The organism is Legionella cherrii, assembly GCF_900635815.1.
Taxonomy (GTDB): domain Bacteria; phylum Pseudomonadota; class Gammaproteobacteria; order Legionellales; family Legionellaceae; genus Legionella; species Legionella cherrii.
The window spans coordinates 319,653-342,500 of record NZ_LR134173.1; the positions used below are offsets into that span (position 1 = coordinate 319,653).

Here is a 22,848-nt window from a genome sequence, read left to right on the forward strand (position 1 = left end):
AGGGCATCGACTGTTCAGATAGTCTCTAGCCCCTTGGTAAAATGAATTGAATGCATCATATTTCGAAAGGCATGACGTAATGTTCAACATTTTTTTCGATATGCTCTTGTCTTTCTTTAATAAGCTCATTCATTTCTTTAAGAAATTGTTTCACTCCATCCATATTGAAATGACGATGATGTTTTTTTGCATAATTAACAAATTGTTGAGCCATTTCTCTGCAATGTTCTGGAGAATATTTTTTATCACCCTGAAGTCCCTCTTGATACATTTCTCTCAATGCTCTTTCAACTCGAGGACCAGTCAGTTTCTCTTCTCGAACACGAAGAGCAATTTCTCCAGGATAATTTGCTTTAGCAGTTGGCTCTGCATGTCTCTTAAAGAGAGAGTGTTGTGATATTTCACTCAGCATACTTTTTTGAGATTGTCTTGTTTCCGTATAATCTGATGCAGCAGCAATTGCGGTTTCAAGGGTTTCTTTGGAAAAAAGATGATTTATTTTGAGACCGTATCCATCGAATACTCCAGAAACTTCCGGTGAATTGAGTACATCCATCATTTCTGACAAACTATGAAAACCTGATTTGCAAGTAAATGCGACGAAAGTCTGGATGATATTATCCATATCTTTTTGTAACGTAGGACTTTGCTGGTTTTCTTTAGCATACTCATTTAACACGGCTGCCAAGGTATAAGCGGTACCAGAAACTGAATTAATAAAAGGGACATCCACATTTTTAGCAGAATACCCGTCTTTAACTGTTCGCTTAATTAAGAAACTGTCCGTAATACTGCCTTGAACTGCTTTCTCTCTTCGTTCAACTAAAGGCATTGGCGTGTTTGCTTTGATGATGCCAGGGTTTTGTGAATAACCAACATCATCTGGGTTACGTTCTGAACCTCTGTCTTTAAAACCAGATAACGCATTTTCTTCATGCCGCATCTCTATGATTTTATCTAAAACAATTGTTGTAGCGCTTCCTTCTTCACCAAATCCCCTTATTGCAGCAATGACCATTTCCATATCGTTCAAATTATTAACTTTTCTAAGCTTTGAAAAATCTTGTTTTTCTGCATAGAGCTTATTGGCACCAACCATAAATTTCGCAAGGCGGTCAAGGCTGTCTTGATGCTCTGTCGTGTCAAGAGTTTTCCACTGCTCAGTAACAAACTTATTTTCAAAATACCGTCTACTTTCTACTTGTTCTGGCTTAGAGTTTTTAGCTGCATTTTCAGCAGCTTGTTCAAATAACTCTGCAATGCTTGCGTCCTTTAGAGTTTTGGCTGCGGCAATAAGTTTTTCAACAGCATCAGAATAATTGACCTCTAGATAATCCACTTTAATTGCATACATCGCTTCTTCTAGTGGTTGATCTTCAAGTATTTTGTTTTCATTTTTGAGTATGTCTAATGCAATTAAAATAAAATCAGAAGTATCAATATTTCCTTTTTCTAACATTTTTTTAAGATCACTAGTTCGGCGAGGCATTTCAAACTCCCATAAAGACTGTGTATAATTATATTCAAGAGCATATTATGCGCAATTCATGTAAACACAATGCTGTGTGGTTTATTTTAAATTACATAGATTAAGAAAATATTAAGAAGTATTTATTTGGAACATATAAGGCTAAGGATTGAACTATATGAAAAAATTTTTGAAATCTGAAGCTATTTTTCAGTGCATCGAAATAAATGATCTCGATAAGTTAAAAACCGAAATAGATAAATACTCTAAAGCGGAGCTTGTAAAACGTTCTTCTGGGTTAATCAGGCATGAAAAAGGTGTAAGAAGCTATAACCTTTTGGAAGCATGTTGTTTTGTCGAAAATGAAGATGCGCTTCGCGAATTGTTGTCAAGGGACTTGCCCTGGGAGGCATCCAGAATCAAGGGAGCAGCACATCTTGCGGCGGCATCGAAAAAATATTCATTAATCAAATTGTTGATGAAGAATGGCCTTACGGTAAATGAAGCTTTGTTAGACGCATGCCTGGCAAATAATATTGAGCTGGTAAAAAATATATTACTCGAATATAGAGGGGAAATTGACCTCAGCAATTGCGAACCATTATTCAGTTCGGCTGCTCATGGATTTCTTCCTATTCTCCAGATATTGGAAGAAAATGGTTTTGATTTACACGCTGATGAAGACAAAGCATTGTGCTTTGCGGTTCGAGGCAATCATATTAATTGTGTAAAGTATTTAATTTCGAAAAGCGCTAATGTAAACGCCCAGAACGAGCTGCCATTAAAAACGGCCATTGTTAATGGTGATTTAAGTATGGTCAATATGCTGTTAGATAATGGAGCGGAGCTTATAAGAGTAGCTGAGGATGAATTTGTTACTCTGGCAGAGCGCTATAAGCAATCTGAAATTGCCAATTTATTGCGCACCAAACTGGCACAGATGCATATTGTACCTCATCTTAATACCAAACAAAGTACGCATGCATCGAGTGTAGACAGTTCGGCAGCCGAATCAGCTCTACGCTTGCAGAAACGTTATGGAGATAAACTAAGTCCGGCGTTAACAATTAAAACGATTAATGAAATAACTTCGTGGGGTACTGTTTTAGCAAATTCAAAATCTCAGGAAGAATTAGCTGCTCATAGAGCTCTGGATGACATTTTGAAAGGAACAGAAATCCATGCCAAGACAGGTATTCCTTTAAAAGAACTTTTGATTTTAACTTGGATTGCTATCCATGATGATGAACATAGGAAGGGTGAGTTAGCTGAGGCGCTCAAGATGTTGAAAGAGGGTTTATATGAGATTCAAAGAGGATATAACCTGCTAGAAAACGATCAAGAGAGTGAGAGTGAGGATATCGATATTTGTCGCGATGGAAAATTGAATAAGTTCATGGAAAAATTAGTAGGAATCCATCCCGATGTAGCGATCGACTTTGTCACAAAAGAAGTTGCTTCCTATAAGTTACAGGCCATCGTTAGAGAGGAAGCAAAGAAATTTATTCAGTCATCTCCTCCTCTATTAGTTAATGGCATGTTCAAGCAAAAACCTACAATGGAACGCATTTGGGACTCAATTCATGAACGAGTCAAAAAAAGAATGTTCGAAGAGTTTTCTGTTTTATTTAAATCATATGATGATGGTGATTTTAATTCTTTTGTAAACATGGGAATTTATGTTGATTTGGGCAGTGATCCTGCTGAAAGCGTGTCATCAGAAGTACCCCCAGGAAAAAGCCATGGGATTACGTAAGCTATTATTTGCGTGATGGATATGGGAATTAACCCACTGTGTTCACAGCGCCACATTTCTCCATTTGTCTCAATAGTGGTATAATTGCGATTTAAAAAAACACCCTGAGCTTTATATGTTACTCCATTATCTTTTTATCATAGGCATTTGTGTTGAAGCAATCACCGGTGCCTTAGCAGCCGGCCGCAAGAAAATGGATTTTTTTGGCGTCATGCTCATTGCGAGTATTACCGCATTAGGCGGTGGAACAGTAAGAGATGCGCTATTTAATACTTATCCGCTGACCTGGGTAACACATCCTGAATATCTGTTGTATACCTCATTATGTGCGTTTCTAACGATATTTATTGCCCATTCATTGATTCGCATTATGAAAATATTTTTAATCCTTGACGCACTTGGATTATCTACTTTCGTAATTATTGGCACCCAAAAAGCATTGAATCATGGCTTATCCCCGAGTATCGCTATTATAATGGTATGCTCACCGGGATTTGTGGTGGCATGTTGCGGGATATTTTTATGCAATGACATCCCCCTGGTGTTAAGAAAAGAACTCTATGCAGTTATTGCTCTTGCTGGTGCATTACTTTTTATTGTTCTCGATTATTTTCATACCCCAGAAAATATCAACATCATAATCACACTAATCAGCATTTTTACAGCACGTCTTTTAGCTATTTTCTTTCACATTGAAATACCCATATTTGACTATTCAGAAAGTATCAAAAAACGTAGACGGAACTCCAAGGGATAGAACTGTAGCGTGGATGCAGCGAAGGCAACTGCCTAATCCCCTCATCCGCCCTAACGTCACCTTCTCCCCAATGGGGAGAAGGGAAATTTCTGCGTTACACTAGCGCTACTTATCAAACTTCTTTTACTTCGAGAATGCTCACTTCCTCAACTGGGACATCCGCATGGCCCATTCGTTGTCCTGTTTTTACTTTGGCAATAGCATCCACAATATCCATACCCTCAACGACTTCACCAAAGACACAATATCCATATCCTTGCATGTGATCACCGCTGTAGTTCAAGAATGCATTATCAGCAACATTAATGAAAAATTGCGCTGTTGCAGAATGAGGATCCATGGTGCGCGCCATTGCAATCGAGCCACGTTTATTTGGCTTCGCATTTTTTGCTTCATTCTTAATAGGTTCATTCGTAGCTTTCTGCTTCATATCGGAGTCCAGTCCACCACCTTGAATCATAAAACCTGCAATAACACGATGGAAAATTGTATTATTATAAAAACCACTGCGCACATAATTAAGAAAATTTTCTGCTGTAGCTGGAGTATTTTCTGTATCTAATTGTATATGAATATCACCTTTAGATGTGCTGATTACAACCATTTTATCTCCTGTTATTTTTTAGATTAATTGATGAACCCCATATAAAAAGCCTTGCTTTTTACTGGATAATGTCTTCGTTAATGACGTAAACAGGCATAAGATGCCTTTTAGTTCGAACGTTCGTTAATTATCAACTCGCGCATTTTATCACAAACATCGTGCATTACATGAACATTATGAATACTTGCCAAAGCAGTAAATAAATTTGTTTTTTGTTTTGCTAACTGATGTAAGTAAGAACGTGAATAATTTTGGCACGTATAACAAGAACACTGTGCCATAATTGGCGACATATCCTCAGCAAAACATGATTTCTTTATTTGAATTCGCTCATTCTCATATTCACTGGCAAAACGTAACCAATTGCCTTCTCGAATTAACTCACCACAATATAAAGAGCCATGACGTGCGTTACGTGTTGGAGCTACACAATCAAACATATCAATTCCTTCAGCAACTACATCCAGAAGATCCTGTGGCGACATGCCAACACCCATGGTATAGCGTGGTTTGTTTTCCGGTAAATACTCGCGCACCCACCGAATGACTTCAACGGTAGTTTTCATATCAAAACCGATTGTCTCCCCACCAATTGCAATACCATCGGTATTCATTGAAGAGATAAAATCCGCACTTTCACGGCGTAAGTCTTTAAAAGTTCCTCCTTGAATAATTCCAAATAGCGCTTGTTGGTAACCATATCGTGAGTTTGGGTGTTGATGGTGATATTGTATGGATTGCTTTAACCAACGATGGGTGCGGTTCATAATGTGCTGAACTTCATCTTTAGTACAACTATCTGGTGTACACTGATCAAAAGCCATAATAATATCCGCACCAATGATCTTTTGCGTTTCCAGTGACATTTCAGGGGTCATATGAATCAATCGCTGGCTACCAGGTAATGTAAAGTGAGCTCCTTGTTCATCAATAGTACAAATTTCCTTGTTCTTTGAAAGACTAAAAACCTGAAACCCACCGCTATCTGTTAACATGGGACCGTGCCATCCCATAAAAGGATGCATCCCGCCTGCTTTTTCAATAATTTCCATCCCTGGGGCACACAGCATATGGTAGGTATTCCCACCTAAGATAATTTGGCTATGTGCGTCCCGCAACTCTGCGGGAGTCATATTATTTACACCAGCGCGAGTACCAACTGGCATAAAAACCGGGGTAATAAATTCACCATGGGCGGTAGTAACACGTGTCACTCGTGCTTGGGTTGCGGCGTGTTTATGTAATACCGTGCAAGAAAAAGTATTCATTTACTAAAAATAGTTCAAAAATGGCGATAATAGCTAAGTCAAACGTGGATTACCAGCATTAGTCATGTTAACAATGAGTCAATCTATGATATTATGCGCAAAACCAATGGAAGCACGGTCCTATTCATCTCAATTCTAAAAAGGATAATATATGTCCAGTTCAAATTCCAATTTATTCATGATTGACATAGAAGGTATTGAACTTTCAGATATTGAACGGGAAATCATAAAACATCCTAATGTGGGAGCCGTAATCCTTTTCACGCGTAACTTTATAAATCCTCAGCAACTAGAGCGTTTAATTCGTGAAATCCGTGACATCAATGCCAATATTTTTGTAGCAACCGATCATGAAGGCGGTTTTGTGCAACGTTTTTCACGCCATGGATTTCGTTCCTTGCCTGCATCCCGGGTTTATGGTGATGTATATGATCTAAATCCCGAGGTCGGTATCAAATTTGCGAGACAATATGGCGAACTTATGGCCAAAGACTTGTTAACTTGTGGTATTGATTTAAGCCTTGCACCAGTGCTGGATTTACATGCCCAAAGCCATGTTATTGCTCGCTTGGATCGCGCTTTCCACCACGATCCTGACGTAATTATTGCTTTAGCAGGCGCTTTTATCGAAGGCATGACTGCAGCCGGCATGCCGGCCGTCGCCAAACATTTTCCAGGCCATGGCTCCGTCAATGCGGATTCACATGTTGCAATGCCCGTTTCGCATGCCACAATGGAGGAGCTGCAAGCGAACGATTTAAAACCTTTTATTGAGCTTATCAAAAAGGGACTACTCAATGCGGTCATGCCTGCGCATGTAACTTATAAGGCAATTGATGCCAACAAACCTGCTGGCTTTTCAACAATTTGGTTGCAAGAGATATTACGCGATGAAATGAAGTTTGAAGGTTTGATTTTAAGCGATTGCTTGAGTATGACTGGTGCCGATATAGGCAATTTAATGACTCGAGCAGAAGAAGCACTTAAAGCAGGTTGTGATATGCTGATCGTCTGCCACCAACCACGCCACGTATTGCTTGAGTTATTACAAAAAGTCAGCTTCTCCCAATCATCGGAATCAGCCGCTCGGATTACCCACTTTAAAAATCAGATGCTTCGCTTTGCCTATCCGGAAAGAAATCAACTCACACCCTATTTATCAGAACGAGCACAGGAAAAGGCTTCTGAGGTTGTTAGCCAAAATCAGCAGTTCAACACTTCAGCAACGATTTAAATACTCAGTAGCCTGTGCGCAGGCAACCTAATCCGGGCTACAATGCATCAAACTAAGAATTATCTTGGTGGAACTTAATTGAACTGGTCTGCCAAAATAAGAGACATCCCATTAGAGCCATGTATAAAAAGTACATCGCACACCATCCCGGCATCGAGATTCCAAATAGACGCCAAGTGACCTCGGCACAATCTCCAGTTCCTAAAAACAAAGCTTTAACTACAGTTTGCCAGGGTAAGTAACGCATTAAAATATCCAGGCTTGGCATACAAGCTGGAGCTTGGCCTGCAGGTAAAGACTGTAACCATAATTGGCGTAAAGAAAAGTATAAGCCGGCACATGCAATGATTATTTGTAAAAAACTAATAATATGGGCCTTTTTTAAGGTTCGAAAACTTAATCCCATAACTGCTAATAATAAAAAGACGCAAACGCGTTGCATGATGCATAAAGGACAGGGAACAAGACCAACAACATATTGAAAATAAAAAGACGCAAATAATACAAACACCGTCAGTGTTGCATTGCAGGTTTGAATTTTTCTAAAAGTAAGTTTTCTCATGATTTGGGCAACATATAAGATATGGCAGCTCTAAGATCATCATCAGTACATTTAATACACGTTCCTTTTGCAGGCATAGCATTCAACCCTTTTATTGAAGAAGCCAGTAAATCATTTAATTCTCTCCCGGCTAAACGCGGTTTCCAATCCTGTTCATTCCTGAATTTTGGTGCTCCCGCAAGACCATCTCGATGACAAACAATACAATATTTTTGGTAGGTTTCTTCGCCAGGCTCTTTTTTTGCTGCAACGTTGGTCACTGCTTTGTTATCTGCTTGAGCTTGACCTTGTACAGAGACTTCCCCTACAGGTTGAATTCTTAATTGTATTTCTCGTTCTCTCACTTCATTACAGGCATATACCGCAAATGAAAAACAAAACAATAACATTAAAAACTGCAACCTCATGCCCGTACACCCCATGATAATAATTTAGGATAATACCCAGAAGTGAATTTTTTTTCCAGCACGATTAAAAGCAAATAAGGGGAAAATCATTTTATTTTCTTGAAACAGGCTTCAAACTATAATGGGGGTCTTTAAGTAAATGCCTTTCATTGATGGCAAAATAAGTTATAAGGATTAGATATGTCAGATTTTACTGCACTGGAACCTATTTTACTCATTGCCGATCCTAAAATTATCGCCATCCCGGTAATTGATAATCAAGAGCCGATGATCGATCTAATAAATCATCCGGGAATTAGCTATGGCCCTTCTCCAGAAATACCGAATAATACTGATTACACCAAAATGAGAAAAACAATTTATGAAAAATTAAAAAACGCTCAATCCTTGTTACCTACAGGATTACGTTTATGTTTGTATGAATGTTATCGGAGTCTCACCCTACAAAAATCGCTTTTTGATACACGTCATGAGAAAGTAAAAAAGAAACATCCTGAATGGTCTGCCGAACAGATTTTTACAGAAACAACACGAATGGTTTCCCCAGTAATCAACCAAGACGGTTCACCCAATATCCCGCCTCATTCAACGGGCGCCGCGATAGACGTTTACTTAATCGATGAGCAAGGAGAGGCCATTGAAATGGGAATTCACCCAAAAGATTGGATGAACGATTTGGATGGCTCTCTTTCACTAACTGCTTCAGAAATTATTACTGAGGAAGCAAAGAAAAATCGGAAAATCATGAGTCAGGTGCTAGAGGCCGTTGGTTTTGTTAATTATGGTAATGAATATTGGCATTGGTCTTATGGAGACCGTTATTGGGCTTATTATAAACAAAAACCTTATGCGTTTTATGACCGTTACAAATAATTTTCCCTTGGAGGTTGGGCCTTGGCCCAACAAAAAAACATTCTGAATGCAGTCACCTTTAAGTAAAGGATGAGCCAAGATCCCAAGCAACATCAAATGCAACAAAACACGACCACCCTATTCGACAACTCCTTGAAAATTAGGTTATATTTCATGAGTTGTTATTCGTTATGGATGTACCACAATAAGGAAATGATATGGCAAACACGAACGAAATTTACACCCCGAATGCTATAAGACGTAATTGGGGTTGGCTTTTAGGATTAGGAATACTACTTGTCTTTCTAGGCTGCATAGGCTTGAGCATGGTCATTGGCTTGACGTTGGTCAGCATGTATTTTTTTGCAGCTTTATTAATTATCTCTGCAATCTCTCATTTTATCGATATTTTCAAACACCGAGACTGGAAAGGTATATTCTGGCAAGCAATAATTGCAGTTTTATACCTGATTGGTGCTGGTGTTGTCATTTATGATCCCTTTTTAGCATCCACTTTAATTACTGCACTCTTAGCAGGCGTCCTAATTGTTATTGGTATCACGCGAATCATTTTGGCCTTATCTTTAAAAGAAGCTAAGGGATGGGGTTGGCTCTTATTTGCAGGAATCCTCGCCATTATTCTCGGCATCCTAATCATCATGCAATGGCCAGTTAGTGGTTTATGGGTTATAGGAATGTTCATTGCAATTGATATGATTGTTAATGGTTGGACTTATATTTTTATTGCTCTTTCAGTGCGTGCATCCCTATAGTGAACATAGTATGATACTGCATCTTTTCTTAAATGCAGTATCCTATGAGCTCAAGAACATTACGTATCGCAACACGTCAAAGCCCATTAGCCTTATGGCAAGCGAATCATGTTCGAGATTTACTGTTAAACAAAAGGCCAAATCTGCAAATAGAGTTATTACCTATGAGCACATCTGGGGATAAGTTCCTTAAGGATAAACTTCAGGTTATTGGCGGGAAAGGTTTATTTGTAAAAGAGTTAGAAGAAGCTTTGTTAGATAAGCGAGCTGATTTTGCTGTTCATTCCTCAAAAGATATGCCTGCAGAATTCCCCCAAGGCCTTGAGCTCGTTGCGATTTGTAAAAGAGATAACCCATTCGATGTCTTTGTCAGTTACCAACATAAGGCTCTCCACACTCTGCCAGCTCAATCTATTGTTGGAACCTCGAGCCTGAGACGACAATCGCAATTATTAGCGTACCGTCCCGATTTAAAGGTTAAATCCTTACGGGGTAATATCAATACCCGACTTGAAAAACTCAAGTCAGGAGAATATCAGGCAATCATCTTAGCTGCTGCAGGTCTTGAGCGTATGGGCTTCACCGAGGTCATAACAGAGCAATTATCAGCTCAGATTATGCTCCCGGCCTGTGGCCAAGGGGCTCTAGCAATCGAATGCAGAAGCGATGATGAAGAAATTCGTGCTCTCCTTGTCGAACTCAACGACCCCATATCGTCTATTTGCGTGCATGCTGAGCGTAAGGTCAATGCACTCCTAGGTGGTAATTGTCATGTACCTTTAGCAGTTTTTTGTTCACCCATGGCGAATAATCAGCTTGCTTTAAAAGCAAAAATTTTAACTCTTGATGGTTCACAAATCATACAGAGCACGCAAACTGGTCCATTAGAAGAGGCAACAAACTTAGCTGAACATTGCGCCCAATCTTTGCTGGCTCAAGGTGCAGCAAATCTTCTTGCATCCGTTCCAAAATGAAAAATTCACTATATGGTTTACGTATTTTAAATACTCGCCCACGTGGCCAAGCGAGTCAGTTAAGCGAAAGCATCCGTGACGCAGGAGGCATAGTAATTGAACTTCCTGCGTTAGAAATTAAGGCGACCAACACTCATTGGATCAGTTTACTACCCAATTTGAAAACGATAGACCAAGCCATTTTTATTAGTGCTAATGCGGTTCATTATTGTTTTACTCAATTAAGCCAACACCAGATTGAATGGCCATCTTCCATTCAAGTCATTGCAATTGGCCAAGGAAGCGCGGCAGCACTTCACGAATTCAACATCCAGGTAAGTGCAGTTCCCGATGTGCCTGACAGTGAGCATTTATTGGCATTAAAAACGTTACAACAACCAGAAAAGCAAAACGTGCTACTATTTAAGGGAGAAGGAGGCAGGCCACTTATTGAGGAGCAGTTAATAAAAAGAGGAACGAACTTGCTGGTTCTCGAGGTGTACAAACGAGTTATTCCTCAAATGAGCACTCAATTTGTGCAATCGATATGGCGCGATGATTTAGTGGACATTATACTGTTAACAAGTGAACAGTCCCTGCATAACCTTTTTAAACTATTTGATAAAGAGGCCCATGATTGGCTCCGTAATAAAAAATGGCTCGTGATTAGTGAGCGTCTGGCTCAAGTTGCCTCTTCATCGGGTATAAGAAAAATTAGGATATGCCACCCTAGCCGGGTGATGGATACATTGTTTGACTACGTAAACAAGGATTAATTTATGGCAAACGGCAACGAAGAACAAGTACAAAAATCAAAAAAAGCACCTCATACGACGCAAGTTGAGAAAGCAAAACCAAAAAGTAATTCCTCGGTTTCAAAAAATAACTATCTGATCACCGCATTAGCTTTTATTGTTGCCTTAGGCGCTTTAGGGATTGCTGCCTATACCTTTTCTCTCAACAAACAATTGCACGATCAATTAAACGCAGCGCAAAACAATATCACCACCCAGTTACAGCAACTCGAACAAAAACAAGAGCAAACTCAAGAGCAAATCAATACTAAAACAAATAATGCCGAAGAAATACAGACTCAATTACAAACTAAATATGAAACCTTGAGCAAACAATTACAAACTGCAATGAGCCAAAGGTTTTATCAAAACCAGGATTGGGTTCTTCTCAAAGCACGTTACTATCTTGAATTAGCTCAAATCAACGCGCATTGGAGTAATGGTGTTGATGCAACAATCGCTTTATTGGAGCAAGCCGATCAGCTCTTAAAACAATTAAACAATCCCAAGATTTTTAATATACGGCAGGCAATAGCCAAAGATATAGCACAAATGCACGCCGTACCCTCTGTAGATGTTGCGGGTTTACTAAGTCAATTAGATGCAGCTCAAAACAGCATTAATGATTTGAGCATTCCATTACCTGTAACTGAGAAGCCTGCTACAGAAAATGCAACGCCTTCCCCCAATAATTCTTCTTGGCGATCTCGTTTACAAAGCAGTATGAACGTGCTGGAAAAACTTGTTGTCATTCGTCGCCATGATCAGGACATAAAACCACTGATGTCTCCCTTATTTGAGGCCATACTCAAAGAAAAGCTCCGTCTAAATCTCCAAGAAGCACAATGGGCCGTTCTCCATCACAATGCCTTTGTTTACCAATTAGTTCTCAAACAGGCGATTAATAATCTGAGCATGAATTTTAATAAAGATACGCCAACTACAGCTGCTTTAATCAAAAAGCTCACTGATTTACGGCAGGTGAATATAACTCCCAAAAGACCAGAACTGGGCTCGGCTCTCCCTATGCTCAATGAATTGATTGATGCAAAGAGTACACCTGAAAATCAATCCTCAAATGAGGAAAATAGCACAGGAGGAAATCAATAATGCTTCGTCTTCTCTTTGCTTTTTTGATTTTACTGGGTGCTGTAGCTTTAGGAATTCAACTGAATAAAGATCCCGGTTACGTACTCGTTGCAATCAACCACTGGACTATCGAAACAACGGTTTGGGTCGCTGTTTTTGGCCTGATTATTTTGTTCATTATCTTGTATCTTATTCTGCGTTTATTCAAGCAAATTTCCCGTACTCCAAGTACATTAACTCGATGGCATTCGAAGCGACTGTCTCAAAAAGCACAAGCAATTACTCGTAAAGGATTCATTGAATACAGCGAAGGCTATTGGCTCAAAGCAAAAAATCATTTAATTCAGGCCTTACCCAACACGGATACACCTTTACTTAATTATTTGACTGCTGCTCGAGCAGCCCAAAAAATGGGCGACAACCAATTACGAGATGATTATTTGCGTGAAGCGCAGCAATCAATGCCTGAAGCCAAAATTGCGGTGGAATTAACGCAAGCGGAATTACAACTTGCAAACCATCAATGGGAACAGGCGCTGGCAACCTTAAAACATTTACATGATATAGCACCACGTCATCCCTATGTTTTAAAACTTATCATGCAACTTTATCAAGAAGTTAAAGACTGGCCGCAACTCATTACTATTCTACCTGATTTAAAAAAATACCAGGTTGTTAATCCCCAGGAGTTTGCGTTATTGCAATATAATGCCTACTTGCAAAGAATGATTGATCTAGTCAAGCAAAATCAGGCAGAAGCCGTACATACTTTTTTTCATTCACTACCTAAAACTTTAAGTGATGAACCCAATATCATCGCCGAATATATTCGCTTCTTATTAAAGAGGGCAGACTACACTACCGCCAATGATTTATTGCGGCGTGCATTGCGTAAAGACCTTAGCCCCCAATTGATTAGGCTTTATAGTTTATTACCCACGGATGAAAAACAACTCACTTTTGCTGAAGGATTACTGAAGAAACATGCTCATTCAGCAGCACTCTATTTATGTTTAGGACAAATTTGCATGAAACGTCAATTGTGGGGAAAAGCTAAATATTATCTTGAAAAATCCAATGAGATTGAGCCTACTGCTCTTGCCTACGAAATTCAGGGGCAATTGCATGAAAAACTTGGTGAAGAAGCACTTGCGTGTAAAAGCTATAAACAAGGTTTAGGATTAATGACAAATGAATTCTACACCGAGAACAATTAATTCGAGCAGATAACATCATCTCAAACAGCGCGAGGATCTCCAGCATGAGAAATAAAATGCACACCTCAGAAGATCCTTCGTTGTAAAGTAAATTTATCTATAAAAATTTGGGATGATGACATGCATCATTACAATTTATATTAGTCTTTTCTACCTGAATGGTCACATGTTGAATGTTAAAGTCATGGCGTAATTGCTCAACCCATTCGGACCTTAATGCATCAGAAAGTTCTGCATCAGGCATATATAAGTGGACTGACATGGCATTTTCTTGGGTGCTCAGGGCCCAAATATGTAAGTCATGGAATCCTTTTACTCCTGGCTTACCCAATAAAAAATCGCTAACAGCAGTCCAGGAAATATTTTCTGGAACCCCATCGATGATAAGTCTGAAACTTCCAGCAAATAAGGACCACGTTCCTTTTAATATAATTAACGCAATGCATAAACCAACTATTGGGTCTATCCAAAGCCAACCAGTCCAATACAATAGCGCAGCAGATAGAACGACGCCAACAGAAACCAAAGCATCATAAAATAGATGTAAATAGGCACCTCGAATATTCAAGTCATCAGAACCACGAGCAAACAAAAGTGCCGTTGCAAAATTAATTATTATTCCTACACCAGCAACGATCATTACAGATACTGCTTGAACCTCTGAGGGCGAAAATAATTTATATACTGCATCTGTAGCAATAATTCCGCAGGTAAAGACTAATAAAATTCCATTTGCTAGCGCAGAGAGAATGGATATTTTTTTTAAACCATAGGTAGCCTTCATCGTAGGTGCACGTTTCATCAGTACCGTAGCAATCCATGCTAAAACTAAACCCAAAACATCACCTAAATTGTGAAACGCATCAGCCAATAAACTGGTCGAATGAGATAAATAAGCAAAAACTATCTGTAAAATCACAAAAAGACCATTAGCGATTATCGAAATGATAAATGCTTTTCCATAAGTAACTGCAGCATCGTGCCCGTGATGGTGATGTGAATCACCATGTGAGTGAGTACTCATAAGGCTCCTTCGTCTTTTGGTTCTTCTGTATAATAGTTTATACCGATTTTAATTCGATCACGTTCTTTTTGTTTGCGCCAAGCATTGGTATCACGTAAAGAATAAACACATCCACAATATTCTTGCTTATAAAATTCCTCGCGTTTTGCAATTTCATACATACGCTCTGATCCACCATTTTTACGCCAATTATAAGTCCAGTATTCCAAGTTGGGATATTTACTTGCAGCGCGAATGCCACAATCATTAATTTGATTCATATCTTTCCAACGGGAAATTCCCAAGGAACTGCTGATCACTGGAAAACCATGCTCATGAGCATATAAGGCGGTTCGTTCAAAACGCATATCAAAACACATGGTGCAACGTTTACCCCGCTCTGGTTCCCATTCCAAACCTTTGGCTCGTGCAAACCAGTTGTCTTTATCATAATCTGCATCGATGAAAGTGATATTGTGTTTTTGTGCAAAATTAATGTTTTCGTTTTTTCTGATTTCATACTCTTGAACAGGATGAATGTTCGGATTATAAAAAAAGATCGTAAAATTTATCTCCGAACTAATAAGCGCCTCCATAACCTCACCAGAACAGGGGGCACAACATGAATGCAGTAATAACTTGTCTGCAGCGTTAGGTAATTCCAATCGCTCTCTTTCTATCATTTGGGTACATCCGGTAAATTTATAAAATGGTGACGATAATATACCAATTCTGCAATGGAATCTTTAATATCGTCTAATGCAAGGTGCTTGGATTCTTTAACTACTCCATTCAACAACTCAGGCCGCCAACGGATCGCTAACTCTTTCAGCGTGCTTACATCCAAATTTCGGTAATGAAAAAACGCTGCAAGTTCTGGCATGTATTTGTATAAAAATCTCCTGTCTTGGCACACGCTATTACCACACATTGGTGATTTTCCTTTATCCAAATACTGTTTTAAGAAATCGATAGTTGATTGTTCTGCTTGCGCCTCACTAATTTGGCTTTCCAAAACTCGCTTGACCAAGCCGGATTGCCCATGTTGTTTGGTATTCCAAGAATCCATACCATCCAGTAAAGTTTTAGGCTGGGAAATAGCAAAAACGGGCCCCTCAGCAATTACATTTAAATGAGGATCAGTCACAACTGTAGCAAGCTCGATGATCCTGTCTTTTTCAGGCTCAAGCCCAGTCATTTCCAAATCTATCCAAATTAAATTTTGATTATTTTTCATTTATCTTCCAGGAGTTTAATATCAGTTCAACACATGCCACTCGTCTTTGATGTAACGCATGTTTAATTGCTTCACCCTGATAACCTTCAGTAATAAGGGCTTGGCTATTCACTTTAGCACATTCAGTAAGCAAATAACTCCATAATTTACCTTGTCGGTAATCAATATTTCGGCCACAGCCCTCTGCATCGGATTGACATGCAATTAACATATTATAGAAGAGATTAGGGCGGCGAAATGCATCACTTTGCTCTAAAAGCTTCACAATAGTACTTGCTTTTAATTCAAATAAGCGATGTATATTCAAATGGAATCGCGAGGTCATCCTTGCAAGGGCACGATACTCATTGGGGATACGTAGTCGAGAACATAAACTCTCAATAATAGCAACGCCACACTCCTCATGACCATGATGACTTGGCCAATTATACATCGGTGACAAAGCCTTACCTAAATCATGCACTAATGCGGCAAAACGGACTACCGGATCTGGCGATAAACCTGCTGCTGCATGTAAAACCAGCAAAGTATGAATACCACTATCTACTTCATGATGGTACCGATAAGGGTTGGGAATACCAAATAATGCATCAATTTCAGGCAAAACCACGCGTAATGCATCACAGGAACGTAAGGTACTGATAAATTGCTCCGGATTTTTTTCCGTTAAGCTTTTCTGCCATTCTTGCCAGACTCGCTCAGCAACCAAATGAGTCAATTCGCCTCTTTGAACCATCGTATACATTAATGAACGGGTTTCATCCGCCAATTTAAAGCCTAGATGATGAAAACGCGCCGCAAAACGAGCAACACGCAACACGCGTACTGGATCCTCTACAAAAGCAGGGGATACATGACGAAGTAGCTTAGCCTCTATATCCTTTCTCCCCTGATAAGGATCAACAAGGTGCCCCTGCTCATCCATAGCCATGGCATTAATTGTTAAATCGCGGCGTGCTAAATCATCTTCCAAAGTTACAGTTTTACTAAAATTGCAGGTGAAACCGTAATAACCTGGAGCAGATTTTCTTTCAGTTCGTGCTAAAGCATATTCTTCACTGGTCTCTGGATGCAAAAAAACAGGAAAATCACGCCCAACCTGTTTGAATCCTTTTTCTAATAAATCATCGGGGCTAGAACCAACAACAACCCAGTCCCGTTCATTTACTGGAAGATTCAATAATTGATCACGAACAGCACCACCAACCAAGTAGACTTTCATTAATTTTAATTTACCTTCATACTGTATGATTATTTAGCTCTGATTTGACCTCAACGAGCTAAGAATATTTAATGATTATATTATAGATCCGGACTATGAGTAAAAGACGTATTAGTAAGCAACAAACGGCACGCATTGAAAAAATCCAACGAAATTACCATGAAAATAAAAAAAATCATGACGATTTGGCTGATGGCCTCGTGATCACTCGATTTAGCAGACATGTTGAACTCGAAGACCATGAGGGAAAGCATGTTCGGTGTTCCATTAGACCCAATCTGGAAACATTAGTAGCTGGAGATAGAGTAATTTGGCAAACAGAAGGAACGAATCAAGGTGTAGTCGTCAGTCTTTACCCTCGAAGCAGCGTCTTGGCAAAACCAACCAGTTCCGGTGTGGTCAAGCCCGTTGCAGCAAACATTACACAACTCATTATTGTGATCGCACCTAAACCTGAAATCTCCTGGCCGTTACTTGATAGCTACCTAGTGATGGCAGAAACACTGCACTTGCAAGCCGTAATTCTATTGAATAAAACGGATTTGCCTTGCGAAGCCCTAAAAGAACAGTTACTTCTTGATTATGGGAGGCTTCACTATCCAATCTTACAAACAAGTAAACACATTCCTGATGGCTTACAACCACTGAAACATATTTTAAATCATCAAATCAGTGTGTTTGTAGGACAATCTGGGGTAGGGAAATCTTCACTTATTTCCAATATTTTGCCTCATGAACAAAATATTTCCATAAATGACCTTTCGGAACTGTCAGAGTTAGGCAGGCATACTACCAGCAACTCACGCTATTATCATTTGCCCAGCGGTGGTGCGTTAATCGATTCTCCGGGAGTTAGGGAGTTTAGTTTATGGCATATCGATGCTACAGAAATCGCGCGTGGCTACCCTGAGTTTAGCCCCTATCTGTCACAATGCAAATTTCGAAATTGTACGCATAAAGACACGCCTCATTGTGCCATTATTAAAGCTAAGAATGAGGGTTTAATTTCAGAAAGACGATATGAAAATTTTATTAAGCTCTGCACTCAATACGCCAAATAAAGTTTGGCTTTAGTTAAATAAAAGCCAAACCTGATGTTTTGAGCCAAACTCCATCCCTCCCCGTCATTCCTCGGCATAACAGGAAACGCGCAAAACCACATGATTCCGTGCGAGTAGCTTTTAAACACGCCTCTAGGTATATTGACCTATATAATAATCATGTATGGGTCGGCCACAATCCTTGACGTTTTCTTTTTGTGCTGCGCTTAAAATTGGATGGCTTATTTTCATTAAGTAATTACTGATGGTCTCTCCAAGACTAGGCTCAATATTGAGCTTAGATAATTGAGTTTTATAGTCGCTCATCATTGCTTCAACATCTTTTATCCCTTCAGGCAAATGAAATAATTTTTTAGCATCAACTTTAGCAAGTTGTGGGAAGAACGCTAATGATGAAGCTGTTGGACGTTGGCATAGCTCGGATACTTGTCTATTGATATATTTGGTACAATTGATGAGAAAATTAGACTTAGCTATTTTCGGATCACATGTTGAAATTAATCTTAACATATAGACGCGGTGATCCTCACTTAATGTCTCTAAAAACTCAGTAAACAAAATATTCACTCGTAATTGCTTCATGAGATCATTTTGATTTTGGGCATAAGTTTGAATTATGTCATCCAATAATGAATTGATCTGCTTTTGAAGCGACTCATTCCTTGTATCAAAAAGCTTCAAGGCGTTAAACAATATTTCAGGCTCAAACCAATAAACACCGAGTTCGTTTAACTTACAATTCTGTACAAGCTCCAACCATTTGCTCGTTGAGCTACTACGAGTAAACCATGTATACCAGGTATTATCTTCCCTTGCAGGAATAACAATATCCTGAATTATCTTGGCATAAGCGTCTTCCAAAGCTTTAGGTTTATTTGCCGCAATTAATGGCAACAAAATAGTAAAAATTCCATATGCTTCAGGAAATACCGTATTTTTTTTATCCCACAAACTGTGTGTTTGTCGAGTAAAGAAAAAGGAAAGTTCAAACTGGGTAGTAAGTAATGAAACAAGTAGCTTACAACAATTGACAAAAGCATCCGACGGAACAACTGGAAGGGTTGTGTCTTTATTGTCTTTGGATAATCCTTGATAAAAAGGACCTAACTCCTTACTTACAGCCTTTAAATCCGGATTAATATCAAATAACCACTTGCTTAACGTTTGGATTTCATAATCCAGGTCCATATAATCATTTGCTGTATAAAGATTGATAAATAGATCCAGCATATATTGCTCATCGTCTTTATACACCACTTTTGTACCATACAAAAAATTTACATCTGCTAATTCATAACGGTATAAACGAGCAAAAAAATTCCTTACTTCATTTTTAAACAAGGAAAAATCTAAGTTATTAGCCCGCAAATAGTAGTACCGTTCGATCAATGCAAGCATATGAGGAAGTAAGGCTATAGGCATATTCCCTTGAGCTCTTAAATTAACAAAGACCTTTTTGCGTAAGAGATCCCAAAAGTTTTTGAAATGTTCATCATCTACACTTACTTCGCGAGCAGTTACTTTGCATAATTTTAGACGAGCTAATTCATCTATTGTAACTGCAGTTAATTTTCTGTCTGATCTATACGTTGATAAAGTAAATTGTCGATTCTCTAAGTGCTTACAAAAACTCCATTTTCGGTATAAAGTTTTGCCACCGTGACCTAGAAAAAAATTAAAGAGATTTACGGTTTCGTTAAGCGATGAAAAATCATTTAAATCTTTTTCATTGGTTAAGGTTGGAATTAATATTTTTAAATAATTTATTTTAGCTAGAGGGGCAAGTTCCTTCGCCAAAGCTATCCACGCCAGGTTAGACACTGATGGATTACGCGTATAATCATCATCTTTATCGACGATGGCTTCCCATCGACTTTTATAGCACGTAAGAAGAAAATGAAGATCATCATTGGTTAACTTAGAGCCAGCTGGCTTTTTAGAAAATCGCTCTGAAAGACATTCAGATAGCACTTTATCACACGGAATCGGTGTGCCTTCCTTTTCAAGCGTTTTGATAAAATCCAAAATTTGTTGGACTAACATAAACTACAACCTATCCTAAATATAATTAACTTAAACTAAAGTTTAATAAAAATCAATTACAAGAACCTTGCTGAAAAAGTAATTAGTGAGCAATAAAGATAAAATATAAGCAAAAAGTTATAGTTTTAATTCGATTACCAGCAGAAACAACAAACTTAAAAATCCTTGTACTTAGTCCAAACATGCTCTGTTATTGAAGTTTATTATTCAAAATGAAAAAAAAAAGCGGCTTATAGAGCCGCTTTTCAGAATAAAACCCTGGCGATGACCTACTTTCACATGAGGAAACCTCACACTATCATTGGCGCGGGTTCGTTTCACTTCTGAGTTCGAGATGGAGTCAGGTGGTTCCAAACCGCTATGGTCGCCAGGAAAACTGGTTTAACATGATTAATGGGCGCATTATACCCGAATCATGCGTTAGGTAAATAAAGAGTACACATTTTTTTGCAGATTGGGCCGTGGCCCAACCTAAATTTCTTGTATTTGCATTCAGTTAATCTGAAGTAATTCAGATTATATGGTCAAGACAATCAGCCAATTAGTACAAGTTAGCTGCACACATTACTGTGCTTCCACACCTTGCCTATCAACGTCGTAGTCTTCAACGGGCTTCATGGGAAAACTCATCTTGAGGGAGGCTTCCCGCTTAGATGCTTTCAGCGGTTATCCCGTCCGAACTTAGCTACCCGGCGATGCGACTGGCGTCACAACCGGTACACCAGAGGTTCGTCCACTCCGGTCCTCTCGTACTAGGAGCAGCTCCTCTCAATTTTCCTACGCCCACGGCAGATAGGGACCGAACTGTCTCACGACGTTCTAAACCCAGCTCGCGTACCACTTTAAATGGCGAACAGCCATACCCTTGGGACCTGCTTCAGCCCCAGGATGTGATGAGCCGACATCGAGGTGCCAAACACCGCCGTCGATATGAACTCTTGGGCGGTATCAGCCTGTTATCCCCGGAGTACCTTTTATCCGTTGAGCGATGGCCCTTCCATTCAGAACCACCGGATCACTAAGACCAACTTTCGTTCCTGCTCGAGCCGTCGCTCTCGCAGTCAAGCACCCTTATGCCTTTACACTCTTGGTACGATGTCCGACCGTACCGAGGGTACCTTTGTGCTCCTCCGTTACTCTTTGGGAGGAGACCGCCCCAGTCAAACTACCCATCATACACTGTCCTCATCCCGGATTACGGGACCAAGTTAGAACCTCAATAACAACAGGGTGGTATTTCAAGGTCGGCTCCATGAGAACTAGCGTCCTCACTTCATAGCCTCCCACCTATCCTACACAGTTATCATCAAAGTCCAGTGCAAAACTATAGTAAAGGTTCACGGGGTCTTTCCGTCTAGCCGCGGGTACACTGCATCTTCACAGCGATTTCAATTTCACTGAGTCTCGGGTGGAGACAGTGTGGCCATCGTTACGCCATTCGTGCAGGTCGGAACTTACCCGACAAGGAATTTCGCTACCTTAGGACCGTTATAGTTACGGCCGCCGTTTACCGGGGCTTCGATCAAGAGCTTCTCCGAAGATAACCCCATCAATTAACCTTCCGGCACCGGGCAGGCGTCACACCCTATACGTCTTCTTACGAATTTGCAGAGTGCTGTGTTTTTAATAAACAGTCGCAGCCACCTGGTCTCTGCGGCCCTCTCCAGCTCTGAAAGTAAATCCCATCACCAGAAAGGGCGTACCTTCTCCCGAAGTTACGGTACCATTTTGCCTAGTTCCTTCACCCGAGTTCTCTCAAGCGCCTTAGTATTCTCTACCTGTCCACCTGTGTCGGTTTGCGGTACGGTTCTCTATAAGTTATGGCTAGCAGCTTTTCCTGGGAGCCGGGCATCAATAACTTCGCTGTACACCGAAGTGTCAGCACCACGTCGCACCTCAGAGTTAATAATGGTCCGGATTTGCCTAAACCATCCCCCTACATGCACGTACCAGGACAACCAACGCCTGGCTTATCTAGCCTTCTCCGTCCCCACTTCACCACTTATAAAAAGTCCAGGAATATTAACCTGGTTCCCATCGACTACGCTCTTCAGCCTCGCCTTAGGGGCCGACTCACCCTGCTCCGATTAACGTCGTGCAGGAAACCTGGGACTTCCGGCGTGAGGGCTTTTCACCCTCATTATCGTTACTCATGTCAGCATTCGCACTTCTGATACCTCCAGCAGACTTCTCAATCCACCTTCATCAGCCTACAGAACGCTCCCCTACCACGTGTACTTAGTACACATCCGCAGCTTCGGTGACTAGTTTTAGCCCCGTTACATCTTCCGCGCAGGCCGACTCGACCAGTGAGCTATTACGCTTTCTTTAAAGGGTGGCTGCTTCTAAGCCAACCTCCTGGCTGTCTATGCCTTCCCACATCGTTTCCCACTTAACTAGTACTTTGGGACCTTAGCTGGCGGTCTGGGTTGTTTCCCTCTTCACGACGGACGTTAGCACCCGCCGTGTGTCTCCCGTGATTCAATTAGCCGGTATTCGGAGTTTGCATCGGTTTGGTAAGCCATGACAGCCCCCTAGCCGAAACAGT

At 40.0% G+C, this 22,848-nt stretch carries 20 protein-coding genes and 2 rRNA genes (1 of these 22 cut by a window edge); 10 read left to right on the forward strand and 12 right to left on the reverse strand.

Annotated features, from left to right (window positions below):
* Positions 1-55: 55 nt before the first annotated feature.
* The gene (locus EL022_RS01335) at positions 56-1,489 is read right to left on the reverse strand and encodes a hypothetical protein (protein ID WP_028380704.1); all 1,434 of its coding nucleotides are present in this window, start codon (positions 1,487-1,489) and stop codon (positions 56-58) included.
* 157 nt (positions 1,490-1,646) lie between these two features.
* Here EL022_RS01335 and EL022_RS01340 point away from each other — a divergent pair, with 157 nt between their 5' ends.
* Together EL022_RS01340 and EL022_RS01345 are read left to right on the forward strand one after the other, a co-directional pair.
* Complete coding sequence (locus tag EL022_RS01340; protein ID WP_028380703.1) at positions 1,647-3,224, forward strand: ankyrin repeat domain-containing protein; 1,578 nt, start codon at positions 1,647-1,649, stop codon at positions 3,222-3,224.
* Positions 3,225-3,339: 115 nt separating this feature from the next.
* On the forward strand, positions 3,340-3,981 hold the full coding sequence (locus EL022_RS01345; RefSeq protein WP_241972225.1) for a trimeric intracellular cation channel family protein: 642 nt from the start codon (positions 3,340-3,342) through the stop codon (positions 3,979-3,981).
* 112 nt (positions 3,982-4,093) lie between these two features.
* Here the strand turns inward: EL022_RS01345 and EL022_RS01350 are convergent, their stop codons facing one another.
* Positions 4,094-4,585, reverse strand: coding sequence for a peptidylprolyl isomerase (locus EL022_RS01350; RefSeq protein ID WP_028380701.1), 492 nt, complete (start codon positions 4,583-4,585; stop codon positions 4,094-4,096).
* A gap of 107 nt (positions 4,586-4,692) precedes the next feature.
* Positions 4,693-5,853 (reverse strand): tRNA guanosine(34) transglycosylase Tgt, encoded by a 1,161-nt coding sequence (gene tgt / locus EL022_RS01355; protein WP_028380700.1) that lies wholly within the window; start codon positions 5,851-5,853, stop codon positions 4,693-4,695.
* 151 nt (positions 5,854-6,004) lie between these two features.
* Between tgt and nagZ the strand changes: the two genes are divergently transcribed.
* A complete protein-coding gene (gene nagZ / locus EL022_RS01360; RefSeq protein ID WP_028380699.1) occupies positions 6,005-7,087 on the forward strand; it encodes a beta-N-acetylhexosaminidase in 1,083 nt (360 codons plus the stop codon).
* Between the two features lie 52 nt (positions 7,088-7,139).
* Here the strand turns inward: nagZ and EL022_RS01365 are convergent, their stop codons facing one another.
* Together EL022_RS01365 and EL022_RS01370 are read right to left on the reverse strand one after the other, a co-directional pair.
* Positions 7,140-7,649, reverse strand: a complete 510-nt coding sequence (locus EL022_RS01365) for a disulfide bond formation protein B (protein ID WP_028380698.1) — start codon at positions 7,647-7,649, stop codon at positions 7,140-7,142.
* A complete protein-coding gene (locus tag EL022_RS01370) occupies positions 7,646-8,056 on the reverse strand; it encodes a c-type cytochrome (RefSeq protein WP_028380697.1) in 411 nt (136 codons plus the stop codon). Before EL022_RS01370 ends, EL022_RS01365 begins: the two co-directional genes overlap by 4 nt.
* Positions 8,057-8,236: 180 nt before the next feature.
* Between EL022_RS01370 and EL022_RS01375 the strand changes: the two genes are divergently transcribed.
* The 6 genes from EL022_RS01375 (at position 8,237) to EL022_RS01400 (ending at position 13,734) form a co-directional block, all read left to right on the forward strand.
* Positions 8,237-8,929: a M15 family metallopeptidase gene (locus tag EL022_RS01375; RefSeq protein WP_028380696.1), complete on the forward strand. Its 693-nt coding sequence runs from the start codon at positions 8,237-8,239 to the stop codon at positions 8,927-8,929.
* 197 nt (positions 8,930-9,126) lie between these two features.
* Complete coding sequence (locus EL022_RS01380) at positions 9,127-9,681, forward strand: HdeD family acid-resistance protein (RefSeq protein ID WP_028380695.1); 555 nt, start codon at positions 9,127-9,129, stop codon at positions 9,679-9,681.
* Between the two features lie 44 nt (positions 9,682-9,725).
* Positions 9,726-10,655, forward strand: coding sequence for a hydroxymethylbilane synthase (gene hemC / locus EL022_RS01385; protein WP_028380694.1), 930 nt, complete (start codon positions 9,726-9,728; stop codon positions 10,653-10,655).
* Complete coding sequence (locus tag EL022_RS01390) at positions 10,652-11,410, forward strand: uroporphyrinogen-III synthase (protein WP_028380693.1); 759 nt, start codon at positions 10,652-10,654, stop codon at positions 11,408-11,410. Before hemC ends, EL022_RS01390 begins: the two co-directional genes overlap by 4 nt.
* A 3-nt stretch (positions 11,411-11,413) precedes the next feature.
* The gene (locus EL022_RS01395; protein WP_028380692.1) at positions 11,414-12,538 is read left to right on the forward strand and encodes a uroporphyrinogen-III C-methyltransferase; all 1,125 of its coding nucleotides are present in this window, start codon (positions 11,414-11,416) and stop codon (positions 12,536-12,538) included.
* Positions 12,538-13,734 (forward strand): heme biosynthesis HemY N-terminal domain-containing protein, encoded by a 1,197-nt coding sequence (locus tag EL022_RS01400; RefSeq protein ID WP_028380691.1) that lies wholly within the window; start codon positions 12,538-12,540, stop codon positions 13,732-13,734. Before EL022_RS01395 ends, EL022_RS01400 begins: the two co-directional genes overlap by 1 nt.
* Positions 13,735-13,831: 97 nt before the next feature.
* On the opposite strand, the gene EL022_RS01405 is transcribed toward EL022_RS01400, so the two are convergent.
* From EL022_RS01405 to EL022_RS01420, 4 genes are read right to left on the reverse strand one after another with little or no spacing between them, the layout of a single operon-like run.
* Positions 13,832-14,758, reverse strand: coding sequence for a cation diffusion facilitator family transporter (locus EL022_RS01405; RefSeq protein WP_028380690.1), 927 nt, complete (start codon positions 14,756-14,758; stop codon positions 13,832-13,834).
* Complete coding sequence (locus EL022_RS01410) at positions 14,755-15,420, reverse strand: epoxyqueuosine reductase QueH (protein ID WP_028380689.1); 666 nt, start codon at positions 15,418-15,420, stop codon at positions 14,755-14,757. The genes EL022_RS01405 and EL022_RS01410 overlap by 4 nt, the downstream gene beginning before the upstream one ends.
* On the reverse strand, positions 15,417-15,974 hold the full coding sequence (gene orn / locus EL022_RS01415; RefSeq protein WP_028380688.1) for an oligoribonuclease: 558 nt from the start codon (positions 15,972-15,974) through the stop codon (positions 15,417-15,419). The genes EL022_RS01410 and orn overlap by 4 nt, the downstream gene beginning before the upstream one ends.
* The gene (locus EL022_RS01420) at positions 15,964-17,196 is read right to left on the reverse strand and encodes a multifunctional CCA addition/repair protein (RefSeq protein WP_028380687.1); all 1,233 of its coding nucleotides are present in this window, start codon (positions 17,194-17,196) and stop codon (positions 15,964-15,966) included. The genes orn and EL022_RS01420 overlap by 11 nt, the downstream gene beginning before the upstream one ends.
* 95 nt (positions 17,197-17,291) lie before the next feature.
* Between EL022_RS01420 and rsgA the strand changes: the two genes are divergently transcribed.
* The gene (rsgA, locus tag EL022_RS01425; protein WP_028380686.1) at positions 17,292-18,257 is read left to right on the forward strand and encodes a small ribosomal subunit biogenesis GTPase RsgA; all 966 of its coding nucleotides are present in this window, start codon (positions 17,292-17,294) and stop codon (positions 18,255-18,257) included.
* Positions 18,258-18,389: 132 nt separating this feature from the next.
* Here the strand turns inward: rsgA and EL022_RS01430 are convergent, their stop codons facing one another.
* From EL022_RS01430 to EL022_RS01440, 3 genes are all read right to left on the reverse strand, one after another.
* Positions 18,390-20,300 carry a hypothetical protein gene (locus EL022_RS01430; protein ID WP_028380685.1) on the reverse strand — a complete coding sequence of 637 codons (1,911 nt, stop codon included), beginning with the start codon at positions 20,298-20,300 and terminating at the stop codon, positions 18,390-18,392.
* Between the two features lie 256 nt (positions 20,301-20,556).
* A 5S ribosomal RNA gene (gene rrf / locus EL022_RS01435) occupies positions 20,557-20,672 on the reverse strand.
* Positions 20,673-20,820: 148 nt separating this feature from the next.
* Positions 20,821-22,848: ribosomal RNA gene (locus EL022_RS01440) — 23S ribosomal RNA — on the reverse strand (it continues 870 nt past the right edge of the window).

What these genes read in the sequence shown, in the direction of transcription:
- EL022_RS01365 (WP_028380698.1), bottom strand. Translation starts at nt 7,649, where the DNA reads ATGAGAAAACTTACTTTTAGAAAAATTCAAACCTGCAATGCAACACTG.
- EL022_RS01390 (WP_028380693.1), top strand. Translation starts at nt 10,652, where the DNA reads ATGAAAAATTCACTATATGGTTTACGTATTTTAAATACTCGCCCACGT.
- EL022_RS01400 (WP_028380691.1), top strand. Translation starts at nt 12,538, where the DNA reads ATGCTTCGTCTTCTCTTTGCTTTTTTGATTTTACTGGGTGCTGTAGCT.
- EL022_RS01375 (WP_028380696.1), top strand. Translation starts at nt 8,237, where the DNA reads ATGTCAGATTTTACTGCACTGGAACCTATTTTACTCATTGCCGATCCT.
- EL022_RS01335 (WP_028380704.1), bottom strand. Translation starts at nt 1,489, where the DNA reads ATGCCTCGCCGAACTAGTGATCTTAAAAAAATGTTAGAAAAAGGAAAT.
- EL022_RS01430 (WP_028380685.1), bottom strand. Translation starts at nt 20,300, where the DNA reads ATGTTAGTCCAACAAATTTTGGATTTTATCAAAACGCTTGAAAAGGAA.
- nagZ (WP_028380699.1), top strand. Translation starts at nt 6,005, where the DNA reads ATGTCCAGTTCAAATTCCAATTTATTCATGATTGACATAGAAGGTATT.
- EL022_RS01395 (WP_028380692.1), top strand. Translation starts at nt 11,414, where the DNA reads ATGGCAAACGGCAACGAAGAACAAGTACAAAAATCAAAAAAAGCACCT.
- EL022_RS01420 (WP_028380687.1), bottom strand. Translation starts at nt 17,196, where the DNA reads ATGAAAGTCTACTTGGTTGGTGGTGCTGTTCGTGATCAATTATTGAAT.
- EL022_RS01350 (WP_028380701.1), bottom strand. Translation starts at nt 4,585, where the DNA reads ATGGTTGTAATCAGCACATCTAAAGGTGATATTCATATACAATTAGAT.
- EL022_RS01370 (WP_028380697.1), bottom strand. Translation starts at nt 8,056, where the DNA reads ATGAGGTTGCAGTTTTTAATGTTATTGTTTTGTTTTTCATTTGCGGTA.
- rsgA (WP_028380686.1), top strand. Translation starts at nt 17,292, where the DNA reads ATGAGTAAAAGACGTATTAGTAAGCAACAAACGGCACGCATTGAAAAA.
- EL022_RS01345 (WP_241972225.1), top strand. Translation starts at nt 3,340, where the DNA reads ATGTTACTCCATTATCTTTTTATCATAGGCATTTGTGTTGAAGCAATC.
- EL022_RS01380 (WP_028380695.1), top strand. Translation starts at nt 9,127, where the DNA reads ATGGCAAACACGAACGAAATTTACACCCCGAATGCTATAAGACGTAAT.
- orn (WP_028380688.1), bottom strand. Translation starts at nt 15,974, where the DNA reads ATGAAAAATAATCAAAATTTAATTTGGATAGATTTGGAAATGACTGGG.
- EL022_RS01405 (WP_028380690.1), bottom strand. Translation starts at nt 14,758, where the DNA reads ATGAGTACTCACTCACATGGTGATTCACATCACCATCACGGGCACGAT.
- tgt (WP_028380700.1), bottom strand. Translation starts at nt 5,853, where the DNA reads ATGAATACTTTTTCTTGCACGGTATTACATAAACACGCCGCAACCCAA.
- EL022_RS01340 (WP_028380703.1), top strand. Translation starts at nt 1,647, where the DNA reads ATGAAAAAATTTTTGAAATCTGAAGCTATTTTTCAGTGCATCGAAATA.
- EL022_RS01410 (WP_028380689.1), bottom strand. Translation starts at nt 15,420, where the DNA reads ATGATAGAAAGAGAGCGATTGGAATTACCTAACGCTGCAGACAAGTTA.
- hemC (WP_028380694.1), top strand. Translation starts at nt 9,726, where the DNA reads ATGAGCTCAAGAACATTACGTATCGCAACACGTCAAAGCCCATTAGCC.